Origin of the sequence: Meiothermus taiwanensis WR-220 (assembly GCF_003568585.1) — a bacterium.
Classification (GTDB): domain Bacteria; phylum Deinococcota; class Deinococci; order Deinococcales; family Thermaceae; genus Meiothermus; species Meiothermus taiwanensis.
In genome coordinates this window covers 356299-375046 of sequence record NZ_CP021130.1, presented here as the reverse complement: position 1 = coordinate 375046, position 18748 = coordinate 356299, and the positions used below count along the sequence as shown (strand labels likewise).

Here is an 18748-nt window from a genome sequence, read left to right as displayed (position 1 = left end):
ATCGTCTAGGCTTTCAAAAGTGAACGATACTGCCGAAATGCACTTCTACTCCCTTCGGTCGGCTCGAACCCTTCACCTTTGGTTACACCCGGGTGAAGGATTCAAGCGGAACCGGTATGAACCCCAGAGCTAGGCGGACGATTTTCCCTCGGTAGAATGGGCGCATGGACATGCTGCCCATCATCAAAGAATTATCGCAAAAGACCCCTTCCAAGATTCTCCTGGTTGTGCTGGACGGGGTAGGCGGCCTACCCCAGACCCCCGGCGGCCCCACCGAGCTGGCCGCGGCCCACACCCCCAACCTGGATGCTCTGGCGCAGAAGAGCGCCCTGGGGCTTTTGACCCCGGTCTACCCCGGCATGGCCCCCGGCTCCGGCCCCGGCCACCTCTCGCTGTTTGGCTACGACCCCTTCAAATACCTGGTGGGGCGCGGGGCCCTCTCGGCCATCGGGATTGGGGCCGAGTTCAAAGACGGCGACGTGGCGGTGCGTGGCAACTTTGCAACCCTGGATGCCGCCGGACTGGTCAAAGACCGCCGGGCAGGCCGGCCCAGCGACGCGGAGAACCGGCGGGTGGTGGACAGGCTAAAAGCCGCCATACAGGAGCTCGAGGGGGTGCAGGTCAGCTTCTACACCGAAAGCGAGCACCGTTTTGTGGTGATTTTGCGCGGCGAGGGGCTGAGTGAGCAGGTTTCCGACACCGACCCCCAGAAAACCGGCGTGCCGCCCTTGCAGGCCGAGCCCAAAACCGCCAGCGACGAAAGCCAGCGCACCGCCCGTGTGCTCAACCGACTGTCCGAGCGCATCCGCGAGGTGCTGGCCGATGAACCCCAGATCAACGGTGCGTTGTTCCGGGGTATCTCCGAACGCCCCCGCTTCCCTCTGCTCTCCGAGGTGTACCACCTCACACCGGCCTGCATTGCCAGCTACCCCATGTACAAAGGGCTGGCCAGCCTGGTGGGCATGGAGGTGCTGCAGGTGGAGGGGGTGGAGGACGCCCCAGAGGGCAAGGTCAAGGCCCTACAGGAAAACTGGGCCAGGTACGATTTCTTCTATTTGCACTTCAAGAAAACCGACAGCACCGGTGAGGACGGCAATTTCGAGGAAAAAGTGCATAAGATCGAGCTTTTTGATCAGCTGTTGCCCGAGCTTTTAGCCCTGAAGCCGGATGTGCTGGCCATCACCGGCGACCACTCGACCCCCAGCGTGCTCAAGGCCCACTCCTGGCACCCAGTGCCGCTGCTGCTCCATGGCCCCTACCTCCGCAACGACGCCGCCCGGCGCTTCACCGAGGACGAAGCCGCTAAAGGCAGCCTGGGCCACCTGCGCGGGGTGGAGCTGATGCCCTTGCTGCTGGCCCATGCCGGCAAGCTGCAAAAGTACGGGGCCTAGTACCACTGTGCTTAATCGGTGGGGCTTGTAGGCCCTACCGATAAAAATTGTCTTGGTTTTTATACCGGATTCAAAAAGATAATCTTCCAAAGCAAAGACCTCCAGAGGCTATCTTTTTGAATCCTAGAGCACTCCCTTCGGTCGGGTTAGTTCGCCACCATTCGGTGACGAACTAACCGAATCTGGTATTAGTTTAGGCTCTCGCCCACAGCTTCTTCAAAGAGTTTGCGGGCTTCGTCAAGGGTAATCTCCAGCACCTGTGAAATTTCCTCTGCCAGAAGGTGCATGGCCCGGCGAAGGGCTTGGCGGTCGAGATCAGGAAGGCCTTTTTCCTGTTCCCAGGCCCGAAGCTGACCGGCCAGGGTGGCGATGCGAAAAGGATCGCCATCGGCCAGAATCTCGGTGGTCTTGCGGTGACGGGCGGCCCACTGCCGGGGCAGGGGCAGTCGGCCTTCTTGTAGCAAAGCTAGAATCTCGTTTACCTGATCCGGCGACAAGGCCCGGCGCAAACGGGTGGTTTGCGGTGCTTCTACGGGCACATAAGCCTTCGAGCGGGTTCCAGGAAAGTCGACTTGATAGTAGGATTTGTCTGAGCCAGCCACCGAACGCTGGGCGATCCCCGCCACCACACCTACACCATACGGCGGCAAAACAACCTTGTCTCCTGGACGGTATTCGCTCACAACGCCACTCCTTTCAGTAACACCTCGAGCAGGTGCTCGAGGTAGGCTTCCCGTGGAAACTCGAGCTGGGGATTGCAGGCCAGTGCCGCAATGCTGGCGGCGGTAAGGCAGGTGTCGAGCTCGGGCCGCACCTCACCCCTGGCTTTACCTTCCTGCACCAGCCTCTCCAGCAAGCGCTGGTAGTGCTCATGCATACCCCTGAGCCAGCCTGTGGTGTCCTCAGGCTGGGCCTCTCGGGCTACAGCCGCCCACAAACCACGCCACTCCTCAACCCAATCCACCCGAAGTCGCAGCACCTCAGCCAGGCGCTCACGAAAGGGGCCGCCACGGCTCACCACTTCCTCCACCTTGCGGTAGTAGGCAAAGGTGTGGTGTTCCACCAGCGCCTTGAGCAGATCCTGTTTATCTTGGAAGTATAGATAAACCGTGCCTTTGCCAACCTCGGCTTCTCGGGCCACCTCCTCGACTTTGAGCCCCGACAACCCCCGATCCCTCAACACTCGGATGGTTGCCTCGAGGATTGCTTCGCGTTTGGGGGCAGTCCGAGCCTCCACGGTCACGGCTACAAAGTGTACCAGAACCCCGAAGGGCAAAGATGAGACCTATTTTTTCAGTCGGGCGTTTGTGGTTGTAAGGCCGTCCAAAACAGCTTTTTCCAAGATTTGTCACATTTCGTCATTTGCTATATTTGCACAAAATTTCTGATTAAAACAAATTTGCCGCCAATCTACCCCTGGAGGCCACCCCAGGGTCAATTGGGAATCAACAACCCCTCTTATTCCCCCAAACACGTAAACTACGGCCGTGCCTTCGGGTCGCGTTCACGAAGCCATCAATCTCAGCGTCCTGGGACTGGCCACAGCCGTCTACTGGGTCTATCGGCAAGAACTCGAGGTTCCCCAGCCGGTTGCATTGGCCTTTATGGGCAGTTACCTGCTGGGAACCTTCCTCATCACCCCCGACCTGGATCTGGCTGAACAACAGGTGCGGGCCAAGGGGCGCTGGGGCTTTTTGGGCTGGATCTGGGTGCCCTATGGCTGGATGTTCACCCATCGGGGCCTTTCGCACACCTGGGTGGTGGGCCCCCTAACCCGGATTCTGTACCTGGGGGCGATGGGCGTGCTGGTGTACTGGCTCTTCACCGCCCTCTCGAGCTACCTGGGGGTGAACATCCACCTGCAACCCCACTTCAAGGCCCCACCCCAGGAGATTATTTGGGCACTGGTGCTGGGGTATTATGCCTCACAATGGCTGCACCTTATCGCCGACGGCATCTGGCCGGATAGCGGTCGGATTTTTTTAAGCAGGCGCCGTCGCCAACGATGAACTGGAGGCTGCTCGTATGTATAGTGCCAAATTCTGGGTGGAACACCTCGGTCTGCAACCCCATCTCGAGGGCGGCTTCTATCGTCAGACCTACGTATCCAGCGAGCTTATCGCGCAGCCCCACCTACCCCCTCGTTTTGACAGCCCGCGGGCTTTTTCCACGGCCATCTACTTTTTGCTCGAGCACCCCGACTTTTCCGCGTTCCACCGGCTAAAAAGCGACGAGATCTGGCATTTCTACGCCGGCGCTTCCCTGACCCTGTGGCTCATCTCGCCCCAGGGCGCGCTTTCGAGGCTATCTCTCGGCCCCGATCCCAGCAAAGGACAGCGCTTTCAGGCAACGGTTCCTGCCGGCTGCTGGTTTGCAGCCAGCCTGGACACCCCCGGAACCTACGCCCTGGTGGGCTGCACCATGGCCCCTGGCTTCGATTTCGCCGACCTCGAGCTGGCTGAGCGTGAGACCCTGGCCCGGCAGTTTCCGCAGCACCGCCCCCTCATCGAACGGCTGACCCGCTAAAAGACAATGCTCCAAGAAAGGAACACCCATTGGATAAGTCTTCACCCAATCAACTGTCTCAGGCCCGGATCGCCATCTATGTAACTTTCTTTATATGCGGTCTGGTATTGGCTGCCTGGGTCTCGCGCATTCCAACCATCAAGCAGCAGCTAGGCCTGAACGCCGGCGAGCTGGGCCTGGTGCTGATGGGAAGCCCCATCGGGCTGGTGCTGGCCATGCCCCTAACCGGCTGGCTTATCGCGCGCTGGGGCAGCCGACCGGTGCTGGCCTGGGCCGCCATGAGCAACTGCGCTGCACTACCCCTGCTGGCCCTGGCCCCCACTGGCTGGACACTGGGCCTGGCCTTGTTTGTGTTTGGCTTCGCCAACGCGGCCATGGACATCTCCATGAACGCCCAGGCCGTGGAGGTTGAAAAACGCTATGCCCGGCCCATTATGTCCAGTTTCCACGCGCTGTTTAGCCTGGGGGGTCTGGTGGGTGCCGCGCTGGGAGGGGCCGCCGCAGCAGGCGGACTGGAGCCGCTGCCCTTCTTTGCCTGGACGGCCCTGCTCATGGGGCTGCTGATGCTGGCAGCCATTCGATATCTGCTCGAGGTTCGGCCAGCCGCCAGCGGGCCGCGCTTTGTCTGGCCTCGAGGGGTGCTGCTGGGCCTGGGGTTCATCGTTTTCTGCACCGGCCTGGGCGAGGGGGCTGTGGCCGACTGGAGCGCGGTATTTATGAAGCATGAGATGGGCACCAGCGAGGCCGTGGCTGCGCTGGCCTTCTCGGCCTTTTCGGTGTCCATGGTGGTGGGCCGCCTGAGCGGCGACGCCCTCATACATCGGTTTGGGCCGGTGGCGATGGCGCGAGCCGGTGGGCTGCTGGCTGCCAGCGGTTTCATAATTACGCTTGTTACCAACCGCCCCGAGGTCGCCATGCTAGGCTTTGCACTGATCGGGCTGGGTTACTGCACCCTGTTTCCCCTGGTATTTAGCGCCGCCGGCAGGGTACCGGGGGTGCAGCCTGGGGTGGCGCTGGCCTCGGTGGCCACGCTGGGCTACCTGGGTTTTTTGAGCGGGCCACCCGTAATCGGTCTGATCGCACAGGCCACATCCTTGCGGGTATCTTTTGCAGCGGTGGCGGGGCTGGCCGTGGTGATTACCCTGCTGGCCGGTCTACTGCAAGTTAAGAAGGAATAACGCAGTTCCAGTAACTGGAACTGCGCTTTGGGGAAAGCCAGCTTATTTAGGCCGCACTGATGGCGATCTTGCGCACGCGGGCCTGCTCTACCTTGGGCAGGGTCAGGCGCAGCAGGCCATCGGTGATGGTGGCTTGAATCTTATCCACCTCCACCGAGGCGGGCAGGGTCAGGCTTTGTACGAAGCTCCCGCGCGGCAGCCCCCGCGACCAGTAGCGGCGCTCATCGCTGCCCTGGGCCTCCGGATAGGTGCCGCGAATGGTCAGCCGGTTGCCCTCCAGGCGAACCTCGAGGTCGTCCTTGCGCAGGCCCGGCACCGCCATCTCCAGCACCAGGCTGTCCCCGGTCTCGTAGAGATCGTAGGGATAGGCGCTAACAGACACTGGGCTGCCTAAAGATGTCGTCACCTCGTTCCAGAGCCGGTCGAACTCTTGGAAGAAGTCGTTTACGCTCGAGAGATTCCAGCTCCGCAGAGGCATCGTCTGAACAGGTATGTTCCGAACAATGTCCAGCATACTGAAACCTCCTTTCGTAGGGTTGTGTTGGCAGATTCCCTACAGTCACATATTATAAAAGTTGAGCATGATATTGTCAAGTATTGTTATGATTTTAATGTATATTTCATCTTTCTTTTTTAGATTCACAGGTGAAAAACTTCGTCTGGAGGTGAAGTATGCCACGCCTACTTGCGCTCTTGCTACTGCTGATGAGCCTGGGCCTGGCCCAGGGGTTCCGCGGTCTGGCCCTGTACACCCCCTACCCCTCGCAAAGCGTACGGCTGGGTGAAACCATCAGCCTGCCCATCACCCTCAAGGGCTACAACCTACCACCCCAGACCGTGCAGGTACGGGTCGCCGAGCTGGCCCCGGGCTGGAAGGCCAGCCTGCTGGGCGGGGGCCGGGTGGTGGGCGCGGTGTATGTGCTGCCCGATGGGGAGCAGAGCCTTTCCCTGCGGCTCGAGCCGCCACAAAATGTGCGGGCCGGCACCTACCGCTTCCGGCTGGTGGCCGAGGGCAGCGGGGTACGGGCCGAGCTGCCCATTGCCCTCACCCTGGGCCAGGTGCTGCCCAAGCGGCTCTCCCTCGAGACCGAGCTTCCGGTGCTCAAGGGCACCCCCACCGCCAGCTTCCGCTACCGCGTGACCCTCAGGAACGAAAGCGACCAGGACTTGCTGGTCAACCTCGAGGCCGACGCCCCCGAAAACTTCCGGGTGAGCTTCAGCACCGCCTTTGGCGGGCAGGAGGTCAACAGCCTGCCCCTAAAGGCTGGGGAAAGCCGCGAGCTGGACGTCCAGGTTACCCCTCCCCGGCAGGTGGAGGCCAAAGTGTATGCCGTCACCCTGCGGGCCCTGGCCGGGGAGGCCAGGGCCGAGCTGGCCGTGAACTTGGACATCACCGGCCAGGCCGAACTGAGCCTCTCCACCCCCGAGGGGCGGCTTTCCGGGCGGGCCTATGCCGGGCGCGAGAACCCCATCAAGCTGGTGATTAAGAACAACGGCAGCGCCCCGGCGGAGAACCTCGAGCTTTCCGCCAGCGAGCCTACGGGCTGGGAGGTCAAGTTTGAACCCAACAAGATCGAGCGGCTGGCCCCCGGGGCCGAGTCGGAGGTCACCGCCCGCATCAAGCCCTCCCCCCGGGCCGTTGCAGGCGATTACATGCTGACCCTGCGGGCCAGTGCCGAAGGAGCCCAGGCCTCGGCCGATTACCGGGTCACCGTGCAGACCTCCACGCTGTGGGGGCTGATCGGGGTACTTTTGATTGCGGTGGCGGTGGGCGCGGTGGGCTTTGCGGTCTCGCGCTTTGGGCGGCGCTAGGAGGGCCTATGGTCATCGAGACCCAAGGCCTAACCAAACGCTACGGCAGGGTGGTGGCGGTGGAGGGCCTCGAGCTGCGCATCGAAGCGGGCGAGGTGTATGGCCTCCTGGGCCCCAACGGCTCCGGCAAAACCACCACCATCCTGATGCTCCTGGGCCTCACCGAGCCCAGCGCAGGCCAGGTGCGGGTGCTGGGCCTCGACCCGGTGCGCGAACCGCTCTCGCTCAAGCGGCAGGTGGGCTACCTGCCCGACTCGGTGGGGTTTTACGGCGAGATGACCGCCTGGGAGAACCTCTCCTACATCGCCCGGCTCAACGGACTGCCCCCCGCCCTGGCCAAGGCCCGCATGGAACGGGTGCTGGAACGCATGGGGCTGGCCGAGGTGGCCCACCGCCCGGTGGGTGCCTTTTCCCGGGGTATGCGCCAGCGTCTGGGGCTGGCCGAGGTGCTGCTCAAAGAACCCAAGGTGGTGATTCTGGACGAGCCCACCCTGGGCCTGGACCCCGAGGCCGCGCAGGAGTTTTTGAAGATGATACAAAGCCTGAAATCCGAGGGCATTACCGTGCTGCTCTCCTCGCACCTGCTGCACCAGGTGCAGGCCATCTGCGACCGGGTGGGGCTGTTCCATAAGGGGAGGCTGGTGCTGGAGGGGCGGGTGGAGGAGCTGGCCCAGCGGGTGCTGGGGGGCGCTTACCGCATCCGCCTCGAGGCCACCCCCCTACAAGGCCTCGCAGAGCGGCTTCAGGCCTTGCCCGAGGTGAGCCGGGTACAGGCCGAGGCGCAGGGGCTGCGGCTGGAAGCCACCCAGGACATCCGCCCACAGGTGGCGCGGGCCGTGCTCGAGGCCGGGGCCGCCCTGCAGAGCCTCGTGCTGGAGCAGCCCAGCCTGGACGAGGTGTACGCCCGCTATTTCCAGGAGGTGCGCCATGCAGCGTAGTTCTACCTCGCGTCGTCGTGAAGGCTCGCCCTGGACAGGGCTGTGGGCAGTCTTCTTCAAGGAGATGGCCGACCACCTTTCCAGCACCCGGATGCGCATCCTGGAGGTGCTCATCCTGCTCTCGGCGGTGGGCGCGGTGTATGCCGGGGCCCAGACCCTGCGCCAGACCATCAGCGAAGACCCCTTCCTCTTGCTGCGGGTTTTTACTGCGGCCCAGGATCCGCTACCCTCGTTTGTGGCCTTCCTGAGCTTCTTTCTGCCCCTGGCCGCCATCGCCCTGGGTTTTGATGCCATCAACGGCGAGTACAACCGCAACACCCTCTCGCGCATCCTGGCCCAGCCCATCTACCGCGACGCCCTGCTGTGGGGCAAGTTTTTAGCCGGGCTGGCCACCATAGCCCTGATTCTGCTGGCCCTGTTTTTGCTGGTGGTGGGCCTGAGCCTGATCTTCCTGGGCGTACCCCCCAGCAGCGAGGAGGTTGCGCGGGCCCTGCTCTTCTTGCTGGCCACCCTGGCCTATACCGGGGTCTGGTTGGGCATTGCCCTGGTCACCTCGGTGCTCTTCCGCAGCGCGGCCACCTCGGCGCTGGCGGCCATTGCGGTCTGGCTCTTCTTCGCGCTGTTCTGGGGCATCATCGCCCAGTTGCTGGCCCAGGCCGTGGCCCCTTTCGACCCCTTCGACCCCGAGAGCGAGCTGCGCCAGACCGAGGCCCTGCTGGCTTTCTCGCGCCTTTCGCCCAACACCCTATACGCCGAGGCCATCCAGGCCCTGCTCAACCCTGGGGTGCGCAGCCTGGGGCCGGTGCTCATCAGCCAGCTCGAGGGGGCCTTGCTGGGCTCACCCCTTCCCCTGGGGCAGAGTTTTCTGCTGGCCTGGCCGCAACTCACGGGCCTGATCGCCCTCACCATAGGGCTCTTCGCCGTGGCCTACGTGCTCTTCCAGCGGCGGGAGGTGCGGGCCTAGGAGGAGCCCTAGCTGCTCGCAGTCAATAGCGTTTGCTGGGGGAAAAATCAGCGATCCCAGGAGCCCTTCTGCAACCCCAGCAGCAAAACGCTGCACAGCACCATCAGCACCACCGCCAGCACCACCGCCTCGTAAAAGGGGGTGGCCCCAGGCCGGCCCAGGCGCTCGTAGATGGCCAGGGACAGGGTGGCCCATTCCGGGCGTTGCAGGGTGAGGGTGGCCCCAAACTCCCCCAGGATGGCCGCCAGGGCCAGGGCCAGCCCGGCTACTGTCGATGATCGAACCAGGGGCCACTCCACCCGTATAAACCGCCGCCAGGGCGAGGCCCCCAGCACCCGGGCGGCCTCGAGCACCCCCCTGGGCAGCCCCTGCAGGGCCGGCAACAGGGCGCGGGTGAGTAAGGGGTAGCTGAGCAGGATGTAGGCCCCTATCAAAAGCCCGATAGAGCCCCTAAGCCCAGGGTAGACCAGCAGGTAGCCCAGGCCCAGGGCCACCGGTGAGACCATCAGGGGCAGCAGGCCCAGCCCATCCAGCCAGCGGGCCCCCCGCCAGACCGCATAAGCGTATAAAAGACCCACGGGCAGCACTCCCAGCAGGGCCATTCCGGCAAAGACCAGGGTGTTTTGCAAGGCCAGCAGGCCGGGGGTGAAGTCGGGGTTGTGCCACACCGATAGCCAGGCCCCAGGGCGCTCCAGCGCCCGCCATACCAGCGCCAGCAGGGGGCTATACAGCAGCAAAAAAAACCCCGAGACGCCGATGCTCAGCATTAATGCAGGCCCCCGTGCGAGGGCTAGGGGGGCTTCGGTGCCTTCGAGCCCCACCGCCCATCCTGCCTGCAAGCGCAGGTACAGCCACAATACCAGCCCGGTCACCCCCAGCTGCATCAATACCAGTGCGCTGGCCTCAGGGAAGGCCAGGCGCTGGGCCAGGGCCTGGTAGGTAGCCACCTCGAGGGTGGCCCAGGCCGGCCCTCCCAGCAGCAAGGGCACACCAAAACTGGTAAAGCAAAACAAAAAAACCAGACTCCCACCGGACAGTAGAGCAGGGGCCAGGAGAGGAACCCCCACCCGCAGGTAGGCCCGCCAGGGACTGGCCCCCAGGGTGCGGGCCGCCTGCATGGGGGTGTTCAGCTTGGGCAGCAGGGCCACCAGGGGGCGCAGCACCAGGCCCAGGTTATAGAGCAGGCTGGCCCAGAACAAAATCCAGGGCGTGCCGTAGAGGTTGACCCCCAGCAGCCCCCGGGGGCCCACCAGGCTCAAAAAACCCATCGCCACCACCAGGGTAGGCAGCACAAAGGGCACCACCGAGAAGGCCAGCCAAAAGTCCCGGCCCGGGAAGCGGTAACGAAAGGCATAAGCCAGGGGCAGGGCCACCAGGGCACACAAGAGCGAGGAGCCCAGGCCGTAGACCAGACTCCAGAGCAGCCTCGAGCGGTAGTAGGGGTCGGCCAGCGTAGGCACAATACCCTCACCCAGACCCAAGGCCACGATTCGCCCCAAAGGGTACAGCAAGGCCAGGGCCAGGAAGACCAGCACCGGCAGGGCCAGCCAAGCAGCGGCGCGGGAGGCCTTCGCCATACCCGCCGCCAGCCTAACGCCGCGCCTTTACCGCTTGCGCCGTCTGCCCCTGCACCACCACCTGCGTCCACTCGCGGATCCAGCGCTCGCGGTTGTTGGCGATCTGCTGGGGGGTCAGGCGGGCGGGCTCAGGGGGCACCTGGGCAAAGCGGAACACTTCCGGCAGCTTGGCATCCCGCCGGGCTGGATAGACCCACATCTGGGTGGGGATGTTCTCCTGTGCGGGCTTGGAAACCAGCCAGTCCACAAAACGCTGGGCCGCCCGCAGATTGCGCGTACCCTTCAAGATGCCCACATACTCCACCTGGAAAAACGAGCTGCGGGGCAGGAAAAGGTTGGCCGTGGGGGGCTCGCTGGGCTTGGGCTGGGCCTCGCTGTAGTACAGCTCGGCGGCCGGGCTGGTGCTATAGGAGACTACCAGCGGGCGGTCGCCGCCAGCCCGGGTAAAGTGGGTGTAGTAGGCCTCGCTCCAGCCGCTCACCACCCGCACCCCGTTCTTGCGCAGGTTCTCCCAAAAATCCAGGTAACCCTCCTCGCCAAAGGCCGCCACGGTGGCTAGGAGGAAGGCCAGCCCCGGCGAGCTCGTAGCCGGGTTCTGCACCACCAGCAGCCCGGCAAATTCCGGCAAGGCCAGGTCGGCGAAGCGCTGGGGCAGGGGCTTGTCCTTGAAGAAATCCCGGTCGTAGTTAAGGGCCACATAGCCAAAGTCCACCGGCGTGGCCCGGAAGGTCTGGTCAATGATCAGTTCGGGGCGCAGGTTGGGCAGCTCAGGCGAGCGGTAGGGTTGTAAAATATCGGCCTGCAGCGCACGCGAGAGCATGGTGTTATCGAAACCGTAGATCACATCGGCAATGGGTGCGCCTTTGCTCAGGATGGCCTTGTTGAGCATCTCGCCTGCATCGCCGCCCTTCAAAAAGCGAAGCCGGATACCGCTCTGCTGTTCGAAGCGAGCGATCAGGTTCTTGTCGAGGCTCCAGCTATCGTGGGTAAGAACGGTCAGGGTGGTTTGCTGCGCCCACGCGGGCCATAACACCAGCAGCATCCACAGCACACCTAGCCAGACCGACCATCCAACTTTTGGGGTTTTTTGCATAAAAAAATCCCTCCATGTCATCGGGAGGGTTCCGCGTCATGCTCCCTACGGCGGTACAAACCGCATCAGGTTCAAAGGGTGTTTCTCAGCCTGGGCTGCCCAGGCACCCCCGATGACGCCCGGATAATACGGCTTGCACCCCCAAATGTACAGCGCTCAGCTTACGGTCTCGGTAGCAGCCACCCAGAAATTCGGGTACCTGCCTCGCAGCACCCCCGCCAGGTACAGCGCCTCCTCGGCCGCACGGGCCAGACCAAACAGGGTAGAGCCTGAGCCCGACATCAGCACGCCCCTCAGCCCCAGGCGGCACAGCTCTTGCTTGAGGGCCTCGAGGTGGGGGTGCCTCCGGAATACGGGGCGCTCGAGGGTGTTCCAGTAGAGGGGTTCCTCCCCTGCCCGAATGGCCTCTATAATCCCCGCTATATCCAGCTCGGGCTGCCACATCTCGGGCGTGAGGCCTTTGTAGGCCTCAGCCGCCGAAACCGCAATACCAGGGTTGACCAGCACCAACGCCGCCCGAAGAGGGGGCAGGGGGGTCAGTTGTTCACCCACCCCCCGCCCTTCGGCCAGGCCCGGCTCCAGGAAAAAGGGCACATCGGCCCCCAGCCCAAGGGCCAGGGCCGGAAGCTCGAGAGCGGATGGGTAGAGCTGGGACAAAGCCCGCAGCACCGCCGCCGCATCGGAGGAGCCCCCGCCCAGCCCCGCGGCCAGGGGTAGTTTTTTTTCCAGCACCACCCTCACCCCGCCGGGCCAGCCAGCAGCCTGCAGATAAGCCTGTGCAGCCTTGTATGCCAGGTTGTTGGTATCAGCGGGCAGGCCCCAGCCCCGCACCTCCAGCTCAATTCCCTCGGGAATGGCCTCCACCCAGAGCCGGTCGCCCACCCGCAACGCGGCAAACAGGGTGTGCAGCTCATGGTAGCCATCGGGCCGGCGGCCCCGCACCGAAAGACCCAGGTTCACCTTGGCCGGGGCTAGGAGTTCCATACCTGGGCCAACCCTTCTGCCAGAATCAGGTCTTCGGGATAGGTCACCTTGAACATCCGACGGTCGCCCTCCACCAGCGCCACTGGATGACCCAACCAGCGAACCAGCTGTGCGTCATCGGTGAAGGCGATCCCAGCTGCCCGGGCCTGCTGGTGGGCCTGCCACAAGAGCTCGCGGCGGAAGCCCTGGGGGGTCTGCACCAGCCGGTGGTGCTCGCGGGCGATCACCCCCCCGTAGCGCCCATCGTCTTCGCGTACCAGGGTATCGGGCACCGGTACCACCAGGGTGGCCGCACCCGTGGCCCGCACCGCCTGCAGAAGCCGTTCTATTGCGGGCCGCACCACAAAGGGCCGGGCCACATCGTGCACCAGCACCACCTCACCGGTGGCCGCCTGCACCAGATTAAACACGCTTTGCTGGCGGGTCTGGCCGCCCGGAACGGTTTTCAGGCCATCCACCCGGAAACCCGGCGGGAGGGCCACCACCACCTCGTCGGCCCAGGCAAAGCCCTCGAGGGCCCAGTCCAGCAGGGTCTTTCCACCCACCCGCAAAAAAGCCTTGGGCCCCCGCCCGATCCGCTCACCCTGGCCGGCTGCCGGCAGCAGTACCGAGACCCTCATGCCTGGCATCGTACCGTAAAAAGCCCTCCCATACAGCCCACAGGCCCGCGTGTTATCCTCTGGGGCATGACTGTTTTTGAGGCGCTCATACTGGGCATTCTGGAGGGCTTAACCGAGTTCCTCCCCATCTCCTCCACCGGCCACCTCACCCTGGCTGCCCACCTGCTCCATCTGGATATTGAGAACGACCCATTTATCAAAAGTTTCATCGTGGTCATCCAACTGGGGGCTATTCTGGCTGTTTTAGCTTTGTACTTCAAGCGTTTCCTACAGGACATGCAGGTCTGGAAGCGCATTATCGTAGCCTTCATCCCTACCGGCATCCTGGGCTTTGCGCTGGCCGATGTGATCGAAAACGTCTTTTTAGGCAACGACCTGATTGTGGTGATTAATTTGATTGGTGTGGGCGTTCTTTTGCTGTTTGTGGATCGCTGGCTGCAATCCCATCAGCGCTACGACGATGTCAACCAGCTACCAGCACCTTACGCTGCGCTGATTGGCCTGTTTCAGGCCATTGCCATGATGCCAGGGGTCTCGCGTAGCGGGGCCACCATCGTGGGGGGTATGGCCCTGGGGCTATCCCGCCGGGCCGCTGCCGAGTTTTCCTTCATCCTGGCCGTACCCACCATGCTCTCGGCCACCGGCTTCTCCCTGCTGCGCCATATGGACGAGTTCCGCGCCGATAGCTGGGGGCTGCTGGCGGTGGGCTTTCTGGCCGCTTTCGTATCGGCTTTGCTAACGGTACGCTGGCTTCTAGCCTTCGTAAGCCGCAACAGTTTCGTACCCTTCGCCATCTACCGCATTCTGATCGGGGTGGTGTACGGGGTGTTTTTCCTGCGCTAGTCGAGCTCGAGCTCCCGTAGCTCACCCCAGCGCGGTGCCCTGGCGTACTCCAGACCAAACAGATCCAGGATGCGCTGGGTCATAAAAGCCAGCAGATCATCGATGGTTTTGGGCTTGTGGTAAAACCCAGGGGCTGCCGGCAAAATGGTGGCCCCGGCCTGGGCCGCTCGAACCATGGCCTCGAGGCTCGGCAAGGGCAGCGGGGCCTCGCGCGGTACCAGCACCAGGGGGCGGCGTTCCTTGAGGGTAACATAGGCCGCCCGGGTCAATAGGTTGTCGGCCAGACCGTAGGCCACCTTGGCCAGGGTGGTCGCGCTGCACGGCACAATCACCATCCCCAGGGTACGAAAGCTCCCCGAGGCGATGGAGGCCCCCAGGTCGCTGCTCTTGTGCACCACATGGGCCAGGGCCTCCACGGCCTCGAGGCCAAGCCCTGCCTCCTCCGCCAGCACCCGCTTGGCCCCCTGGCTCATCACCAGATGGACTTCCAGCCCACCCATCCGTCGCAGGGTTTGCAGTAAATCCAGGGCATAGGGCATCCCCGAGGCGCCCGAAAGCCCCACCACCAGTCGCTTGGGTACGCTCATGCGCCAAGTGTACAGTCAGGCCCGTGCGGCGAATGCAGCCCTAGATGAAAACCGGCTTGCCTGCGAGGCCGGGTTGTCACCCTAGTCTTCCTCCGGCGGCTGCCAGGGCATTCCGCTGAAGAACTCCCGCACCAGCCGGCCTACCAGCCCCCCCAGGGCCAGCAGGGCCACCAGGTTGGGGATAGCCATCAAGCCGTTGAGGGTGTCGGCCACGCTGGTCAGGGCTGCCAGGCCACCCATCGGCCCTACAAATGCAAACGTAACAAAGGTTAGGCGGTAAGGCCAACGGATACCCTCACCAAACAGATAGGCCGCGCCTTCCTCACCGTAAAACCCCCAGGAAACCATGGTTCCCAGGGCAAAAACTGCCAGCATCAGCCCCAGCATAGCCACCCCCAGGGGGTGCTCGGCGAACAGGGCACGGGCCGCTTCTACCCGGTCGCCGCCCAGAAAGCGCTGCCAGAGCCCGCTGGCGATAAAGGTCAGGGCCATCAGGGTGGTCACGGTCAGGCTCAAAAGCATCTCCGTGAGGCCCCAGAAACCCTGCCGCACCGGGTGATCGACCTGGGCCTGCGCGTGGGCAATGGCAGCCGAACCCAGGCCCGCTTCATTGGCAAAGATGCCCCGTCCCACCCCCGCCTTCAAAATTTCAGCCAGCCCCAGCGAGACCGCCGCCCCCGCAGCCCCCCCGGCAGCCGCCTGAAAGCTAAGGGCCGAGGAAAACACCAGCGCCAGGGCTGCGGGCAGGCCCTCGAGGTGGATGAAAATAAGGGGCAGAATCGCCAGCAAAAACAACACCAGCTTGAGGGGTACGATCATCTGGGCGAAGCGGGCCACCGAGCGGATGCCGCCAGCCAGCAGGATTCCTACCAGCAAGGCCACCAGCAGGCCGGTAACCGCTGGCGGCACGTTGAACTCCTGCGCCAGGGCTGCCCCCACCGCCCCGGCCTGGGAAAGGTTGCCAATCCCAAAAGCGGCAATAGCGGTAAAGAGGGCAAACAAAGCCGCCAGCCAGGCCATCCGTCGGCCCAGGCCATAGCGGATGTACACCATAGGGCCCCCCAGCACCGAGCCGTCGGTGTACTGGCGGCGAAAGTGCACTGCCAGAACCGCCTCGGAAAACTTGGTTGCCATACCCACCAGGTAGGCCACCCACATCCACAGCACCGCACCGGGGCCCCCCAGCACCACCGCCCCCACCATGCCGATGATGTGCCCGGTTCCGATGGTGGCCGACATAGCCACCATCGCGGCCTGGAAGGGTGTAATCTGGCCGCCAAAGCTCAGAAAGCGCTCCCGGATGGCCCCCAGCGTCTCACGGAGCGCCACCCCCAGCCGGCTCAACTGCGGAAAGCCGGTGCGCAAGGAGAGGTATAGCCCCACCAGGATGAACACCAGCATCATCCATTCGCCATAAACCGCTCGATTAACGTAGTCGTTAAGCGTGAGTATATCCATAGGCTGCCTTTGTTCTACCTGGCCTCCGGCCAGACTTTCACCGATACACCCCGGCTGAGGCGCAGTTGACGCAGATCACGCTCGAACAACCCGACCCGGCCTTGCATGTTAATGCGGGGCTCCGGGCGCAGGGTGGCCTCCTGGTTCTTGGCGCGCAAGCGCACCATAAAGCCCCCACCTACCAGGCCCTGCCAGCGCACAAACAGCTCCTCGTCAATGGCAGCCACCCCCTGCTCCCTACCATATAAAGTGAGCACCACCAAAGGCTCTGGCTCAATCGCGAGGTGGTTCCGGGCCTCGAGCAAACCCAGCCGCAATAGCTTGCTGAGCACCTGGGCGGCCTCGAGGGGCGAAAGGCCTCCATTCATCAAGGCCTGGGCCAGGCTTTTGCCCTGTACCTGGGCCAAAACACTGGCCTCGAGGGGGCTGAGCTGGGTTGGCCCTTGAACCGCGCCGGCCTGAAGCGTTAGCATCCAGTTATCAGGCAGATTGATCTCGTTCCAGGCTTCAAACTGATGCACGATGAGCTGGTGGGTCTCGAGGCCAGGCTCAATGCTGCGCTCACGGGTATTCAGTTCAGAATCGAAGCGAAACGGCGCCGATTTGAGACCAGCCAGCAGCTCCAAGGCCTCTAAACCCCGCAGCCCACCAGCCTCGGCGTGTATGGGATGCCCACCCTCAAGGTAGATACTGCCCACAAAACTGGGGTGCTCGATGCGTAAAACCCCACCCCTGGCCGCCCCCATCAGGGTCTCCAAGAGCCGCAAAAGGGGGAACTCTGCCAGGTTTCCACTTAGCACATTCCGGCCTCCTGTAGCTACAAAAACCGCCCGCGGTCGTACAACAAGCCTATTCTACACAGGAAGCCAGCGGGGGTTTGGTGCAAACCCCGACCAGCCAGCCCCCTGCAAATACACACTTAGCAGGAATTCACCCACCCACAGCCCACAACCGATACACTATGGTTGTGTACGCCCTTCTCCAGGCTCTGCGATCGTTGCGCCAGCACCTAACCAGCACCCTAGCCACCTTCTTTACCGCCCTGGTATCGTTTTCGCTCCTGTTCTTGTTGGGTTTGTTGCTGTGGAACCTGGATCGGGTGGTGGCCTCACTCGAGCGCGAGCTGGAGGTGGCGGCCTTCCTCAAACCCGAGGCTCGGGTGGATGCGCTGCTCGAGCAGATCAAAACCTGGCCGGAGGTCAGCGAGGCTCGACTGCAAACCAAAGAAGAAGCCCTCGCCACCTTGCAGCTGGATTACCCCTACCTGGCCCAGGCCCGTGAGTTTATCCAAAACCCCCTTCCCGACACTATTCGCATCAAATTGAACGACGCCCAGGCGGTGCGTGAGGTGGGGCGAAGGGTGGCCCGCTTGGACGGTGTCGATAGCGTGGAGTACGGCGGTGCTCTCACCGAGCAATTGGTTCGTGTACTGGCAGGCTTACGGGTAGCGGTCAATATATTGGTGGTTTTACTTTTGCTGGATACGCTTTTTAGCGTAATGGGCACCATTCGGCTATCCATCGAGAACCGCCGCGAGGAGCTGCGGGTCATGCAGCTGGTAGGGGCCACCCGCCGCTTCATCCAGGGGCCTTTTGTGGCTGAAGGAACCCTCCTAACCCTGGCCGCCGGCCTGGTGGCGCTGGGGCTGGGGACGGTTTCCTATCGCTTTCTGGCAGAGGCCCTACAAAACCTACTGCCCTTTGTACCCGTGCTGGCCGATGGCGACCTGGCTCGTGCCGCCTTAGCCATGCTTGTACTGGCGGTATTGCTGGGGGCCACCGGGGCCTACCTAAGCCTGCTAACTAGCTGTTCGTAAAAGCTCCACAGTTTTCGCTGTCATCAGAATCGAAAAAGCCAACCAGTGCCAACCTCGCAAGGTCTCAGCCAGCCGCTCATAGTCTCGCGCCAGCCTGCGAAACCGGGATGTCCAGGCAAACGAACGTTCCACCACCCAACGCTTCGGCAGCAGCACGAATCCTCGTTTGGCCCCTTCCACCTTGACCACACACAGGGCGATGCCTTCCGCCTCTGCCGCTTGTGCCGCTTCCTCCCCAGTGTAACCCTGATCCACAAAGGCCACTTCCACCTGCTCCCCCGTCACTTCCTGCACCTGTTGACTGAGGGCTCCCACCTGGGCCCGTTCCTGTTCACTGGCCGCCGTTACTACCAGGGCCAGCAGATGCCCCAGGGTATCTACCGCCAGGTGAACTTTGCTTCCCTTGCGTCGTTTGTACCCATCGTATCCGGCCCGCTCCCCACTTTGCGGGGTGGACTGTAGGGTGCGAGCATCGTAGATGGCAGCGCTGGGATGGGCGGCTTTGCCCTGGAGCATTCGCAGGGTCATGCGCAGGTCGTGTACCAGGTCTTCGAAGACCCCCCGGTTCATCCAGCGGTAGGCTTGCGCCTGAACGATATGGGGGGGTGGGAAGTCGTGGGGCAGGTAGTCCCACTGAGCACCGGTTCGAACCATCCAGCGCAGGGCGTTGAACACTTCGCGCAGGTCGTACTTGCGCTGGGGTGCTTCCAGCGGGGCGAGGGTCAAATAGGGCAGCACCAGAGCCCATTCCTCATCACGGACGTCCGATGGGTAAGCACGGCGGTTCATGCTCTAAACATAACTGCAGTGCCTGATTTGGGTAAGGTGGTTTGTAGATTCTAGCCAGCCGGGCCCACCTGCGGGAGACCGATCTATGAGGCAAGCCCAAACAACCGGATCAGCGGCCCTGTGCTTCCGCCATGGCGCTGGGGGTATTGCCACAGTCTTGTGGCTTGCAGGT

General features: G+C 63.1%; 20 protein-coding genes and 1 riboswitch. Of the genes, 9 read left to right on the top strand and 11 right to left on the bottom strand.

Features of this window, described 5'->3' with window-relative positions:
• Nucleotides 1–164 precede the first annotated feature (164 nt).
• On the top strand, nucleotides 165–1391 hold the full coding sequence (locus MTAI_RS01965) for a 2,3-bisphosphoglycerate-independent phosphoglycerate mutase (RefSeq protein ID WP_027888575.1): 1227 nt from the start codon (nucleotides 165–167) through the stop codon (nucleotides 1389–1391).
• 188 nt (nucleotides 1392–1579) lie between these two features.
• Here the strand turns inward: MTAI_RS01965 and MTAI_RS01960 are convergent, their stop codons facing one another.
• The gene (locus tag MTAI_RS01960) at nucleotides 1580–2074 is read right to left on the bottom strand and encodes a CarD family transcriptional regulator (protein ID WP_027888576.1); all 495 of its coding nucleotides are present in this window, start codon (nucleotides 2072–2074) and stop codon (nucleotides 1580–1582) included.
• The gene (locus MTAI_RS01955) at nucleotides 2071–2634 is read right to left on the bottom strand and encodes a TetR/AcrR family transcriptional regulator (protein WP_027888577.1); all 564 of its coding nucleotides are present in this window, start codon (nucleotides 2632–2634) and stop codon (nucleotides 2071–2073) included. Before MTAI_RS01955 ends, MTAI_RS01960 begins: the two co-directional genes overlap by 4 nt.
• Before the next feature lie 244 nt (nucleotides 2635–2878).
• On the opposite strand from MTAI_RS01955, the gene MTAI_RS01950 reads away from it, so the two are divergent.
• The 3 genes from MTAI_RS01950 to MTAI_RS01940 are packed head-to-tail and all read left to right on the top strand — an operon-like array spanning nucleotide 2879 to nucleotide 5095.
• Nucleotides 2879–3400: a metal-binding protein gene (locus MTAI_RS01950; RefSeq protein ID WP_027888578.1), complete on the top strand. Its 522-nt coding sequence runs from the start codon at nucleotides 2879–2881 to the stop codon at nucleotides 3398–3400.
• Between the two features lie 16 nt (nucleotides 3401–3416).
• Complete coding sequence (locus MTAI_RS01945; RefSeq protein ID WP_027888579.1) at nucleotides 3417–3917, top strand: cupin domain-containing protein; 501 nt, start codon at nucleotides 3417–3419, stop codon at nucleotides 3915–3917.
• 29 nt (nucleotides 3918–3946) lie between these two features.
• Entirely contained in the window at nucleotides 3947–5095 is a 1149-nt protein-coding gene (locus MTAI_RS01940; protein ID WP_027888580.1) for an MFS transporter, read from the top strand.
• A gap of 46 nt (nucleotides 5096–5141) precedes the next feature.
• Here the strand turns inward: MTAI_RS01940 and MTAI_RS01935 are convergent, their stop codons facing one another.
• Nucleotides 5142–5573 (bottom strand): Hsp20/alpha crystallin family protein, encoded by a 432-nt coding sequence (locus MTAI_RS01935; RefSeq protein ID WP_245453125.1) that lies wholly within the window; start codon nucleotides 5571–5573, stop codon nucleotides 5142–5144.
• Nucleotides 5574–5767: 194 nt separating this feature from the next.
• On the opposite strand from MTAI_RS01935, the gene MTAI_RS01930 reads away from it, so the two are divergent.
• The 3 genes from MTAI_RS01930 to MTAI_RS01920 are packed head-to-tail and all read left to right on the top strand — an operon-like array spanning nucleotide 5768 to nucleotide 8809.
• Nucleotides 5768–6907, top strand: a complete 1140-nt coding sequence (locus MTAI_RS01930; RefSeq protein ID WP_027888582.1) for a COG1470 family protein — start codon at nucleotides 5768–5770, stop codon at nucleotides 6905–6907.
• 8 nt (nucleotides 6908–6915) lie between these two features.
• On the top strand, nucleotides 6916–7845 hold the full coding sequence (locus MTAI_RS01925) for an ABC transporter ATP-binding protein (protein WP_027888583.1): 930 nt from the start codon (nucleotides 6916–6918) through the stop codon (nucleotides 7843–7845).
• Nucleotides 7835–8809, top strand: a complete 975-nt coding sequence (locus tag MTAI_RS01920) for an ABC transporter permease (RefSeq protein ID WP_027888584.1) — start codon at nucleotides 7835–7837, stop codon at nucleotides 8807–8809. The genes MTAI_RS01925 and MTAI_RS01920 overlap by 11 nt, the downstream gene beginning before the upstream one ends.
• Before the next feature lie 47 nt (nucleotides 8810–8856).
• Here MTAI_RS01920 and MTAI_RS01915 read toward each other — a convergent pair whose 3' ends face one another.
• The 4 genes from MTAI_RS01915 to ispD form a co-directional block, all read right to left on the bottom strand.
• Nucleotides 8857–10386 carry an ABC transporter permease gene (locus tag MTAI_RS01915; RefSeq protein WP_043983022.1) on the bottom strand — a complete coding sequence of 510 codons (1530 nt, stop codon included), beginning with the start codon at nucleotides 10384–10386 and terminating at the stop codon, nucleotides 8857–8859.
• Nucleotides 10387–10399: 13 nt separating this feature from the next.
• Entirely contained in the window at nucleotides 10400–11428 is a 1029-nt protein-coding gene (locus tag MTAI_RS01910) for a thiamine ABC transporter substrate-binding protein (RefSeq protein ID WP_036197373.1), read from the bottom strand.
• Nucleotides 11429–11503: 75 nt separating this feature from the next.
• Nucleotides 11504–11600: riboswitch (TPP riboswitch) on the bottom strand.
• 35 nt (nucleotides 11601–11635) lie between these two features.
• Entirely contained in the window at nucleotides 11636–12463 is an 828-nt protein-coding gene (ispE, locus tag MTAI_RS01905) for a 4-(cytidine 5'-diphospho)-2-C-methyl-D-erythritol kinase (protein WP_027888587.1), read from the bottom strand.
• Entirely contained in the window at nucleotides 12451–13083 is a 633-nt protein-coding gene (gene ispD / locus MTAI_RS01900) for a 2-C-methyl-D-erythritol 4-phosphate cytidylyltransferase (RefSeq protein ID WP_027888588.1), read from the bottom strand. The genes ispE and ispD overlap by 13 nt, the downstream gene beginning before the upstream one ends.
• Before the next feature lie 66 nt (nucleotides 13084–13149).
• On the opposite strand from ispD, the gene MTAI_RS01895 reads away from it, so the two are divergent.
• Entirely contained in the window at nucleotides 13150–13926 is a 777-nt protein-coding gene (locus MTAI_RS01895; protein WP_027888589.1) for an undecaprenyl-diphosphate phosphatase, read from the top strand.
• Here the strand turns inward: MTAI_RS01895 and MTAI_RS01890 are convergent.
• The 3 genes from MTAI_RS01890 to MTAI_RS01880 all read right to left on the bottom strand — a co-directional run bounded on the left by MTAI_RS01890 (nucleotide 13923) and on the right by MTAI_RS01880 (nucleotide 16771).
• A complete protein-coding gene (locus MTAI_RS01890; RefSeq protein ID WP_027888590.1) occupies nucleotides 13923–14513 on the bottom strand; it encodes a UbiX family flavin prenyltransferase in 591 nt (196 codons plus the stop codon). The genes MTAI_RS01895 and MTAI_RS01890 overlap by 4 nt on opposite strands.
• Nucleotides 14514–14594: 81 nt before the next feature.
• Nucleotides 14595–15971, bottom strand: coding sequence for an alanine/glycine:cation symporter family protein (locus MTAI_RS01885; protein WP_027888591.1), 1377 nt, complete (start codon nucleotides 15969–15971; stop codon nucleotides 14595–14597).
• A 14-nt stretch (nucleotides 15972–15985) separates the two neighbouring features.
• Nucleotides 15986–16771: a DUF4388 domain-containing protein gene (locus MTAI_RS01880; RefSeq protein WP_027888592.1), complete on the bottom strand. Its 786-nt coding sequence runs from the start codon at nucleotides 16769–16771 to the stop codon at nucleotides 15986–15988.
• Nucleotides 16772–16932: 161 nt separating this feature from the next.
• On the opposite strand from MTAI_RS01880, the gene MTAI_RS01875 reads away from it, so the two are divergent.
• Nucleotides 16933–17787 carry a cell division protein FtsX gene (locus MTAI_RS01875; RefSeq protein WP_425373712.1) on the top strand — a complete coding sequence of 285 codons (855 nt, stop codon included), beginning with the start codon at nucleotides 16933–16935 and terminating at the stop codon, nucleotides 17785–17787.
• Here the strand turns inward: MTAI_RS01875 and MTAI_RS01870 are convergent.
• The gene (locus MTAI_RS01870) at nucleotides 17770–18576 is read right to left on the bottom strand and encodes an IS5 family transposase (protein ID WP_119342530.1); all 807 of its coding nucleotides are present in this window, start codon (nucleotides 18574–18576) and stop codon (nucleotides 17770–17772) included. The two genes, MTAI_RS01875 and MTAI_RS01870, sit on opposite strands and share 18 nt — an antisense overlap.
• Nucleotides 18577–18748 lie beyond the last annotated feature (172 nt).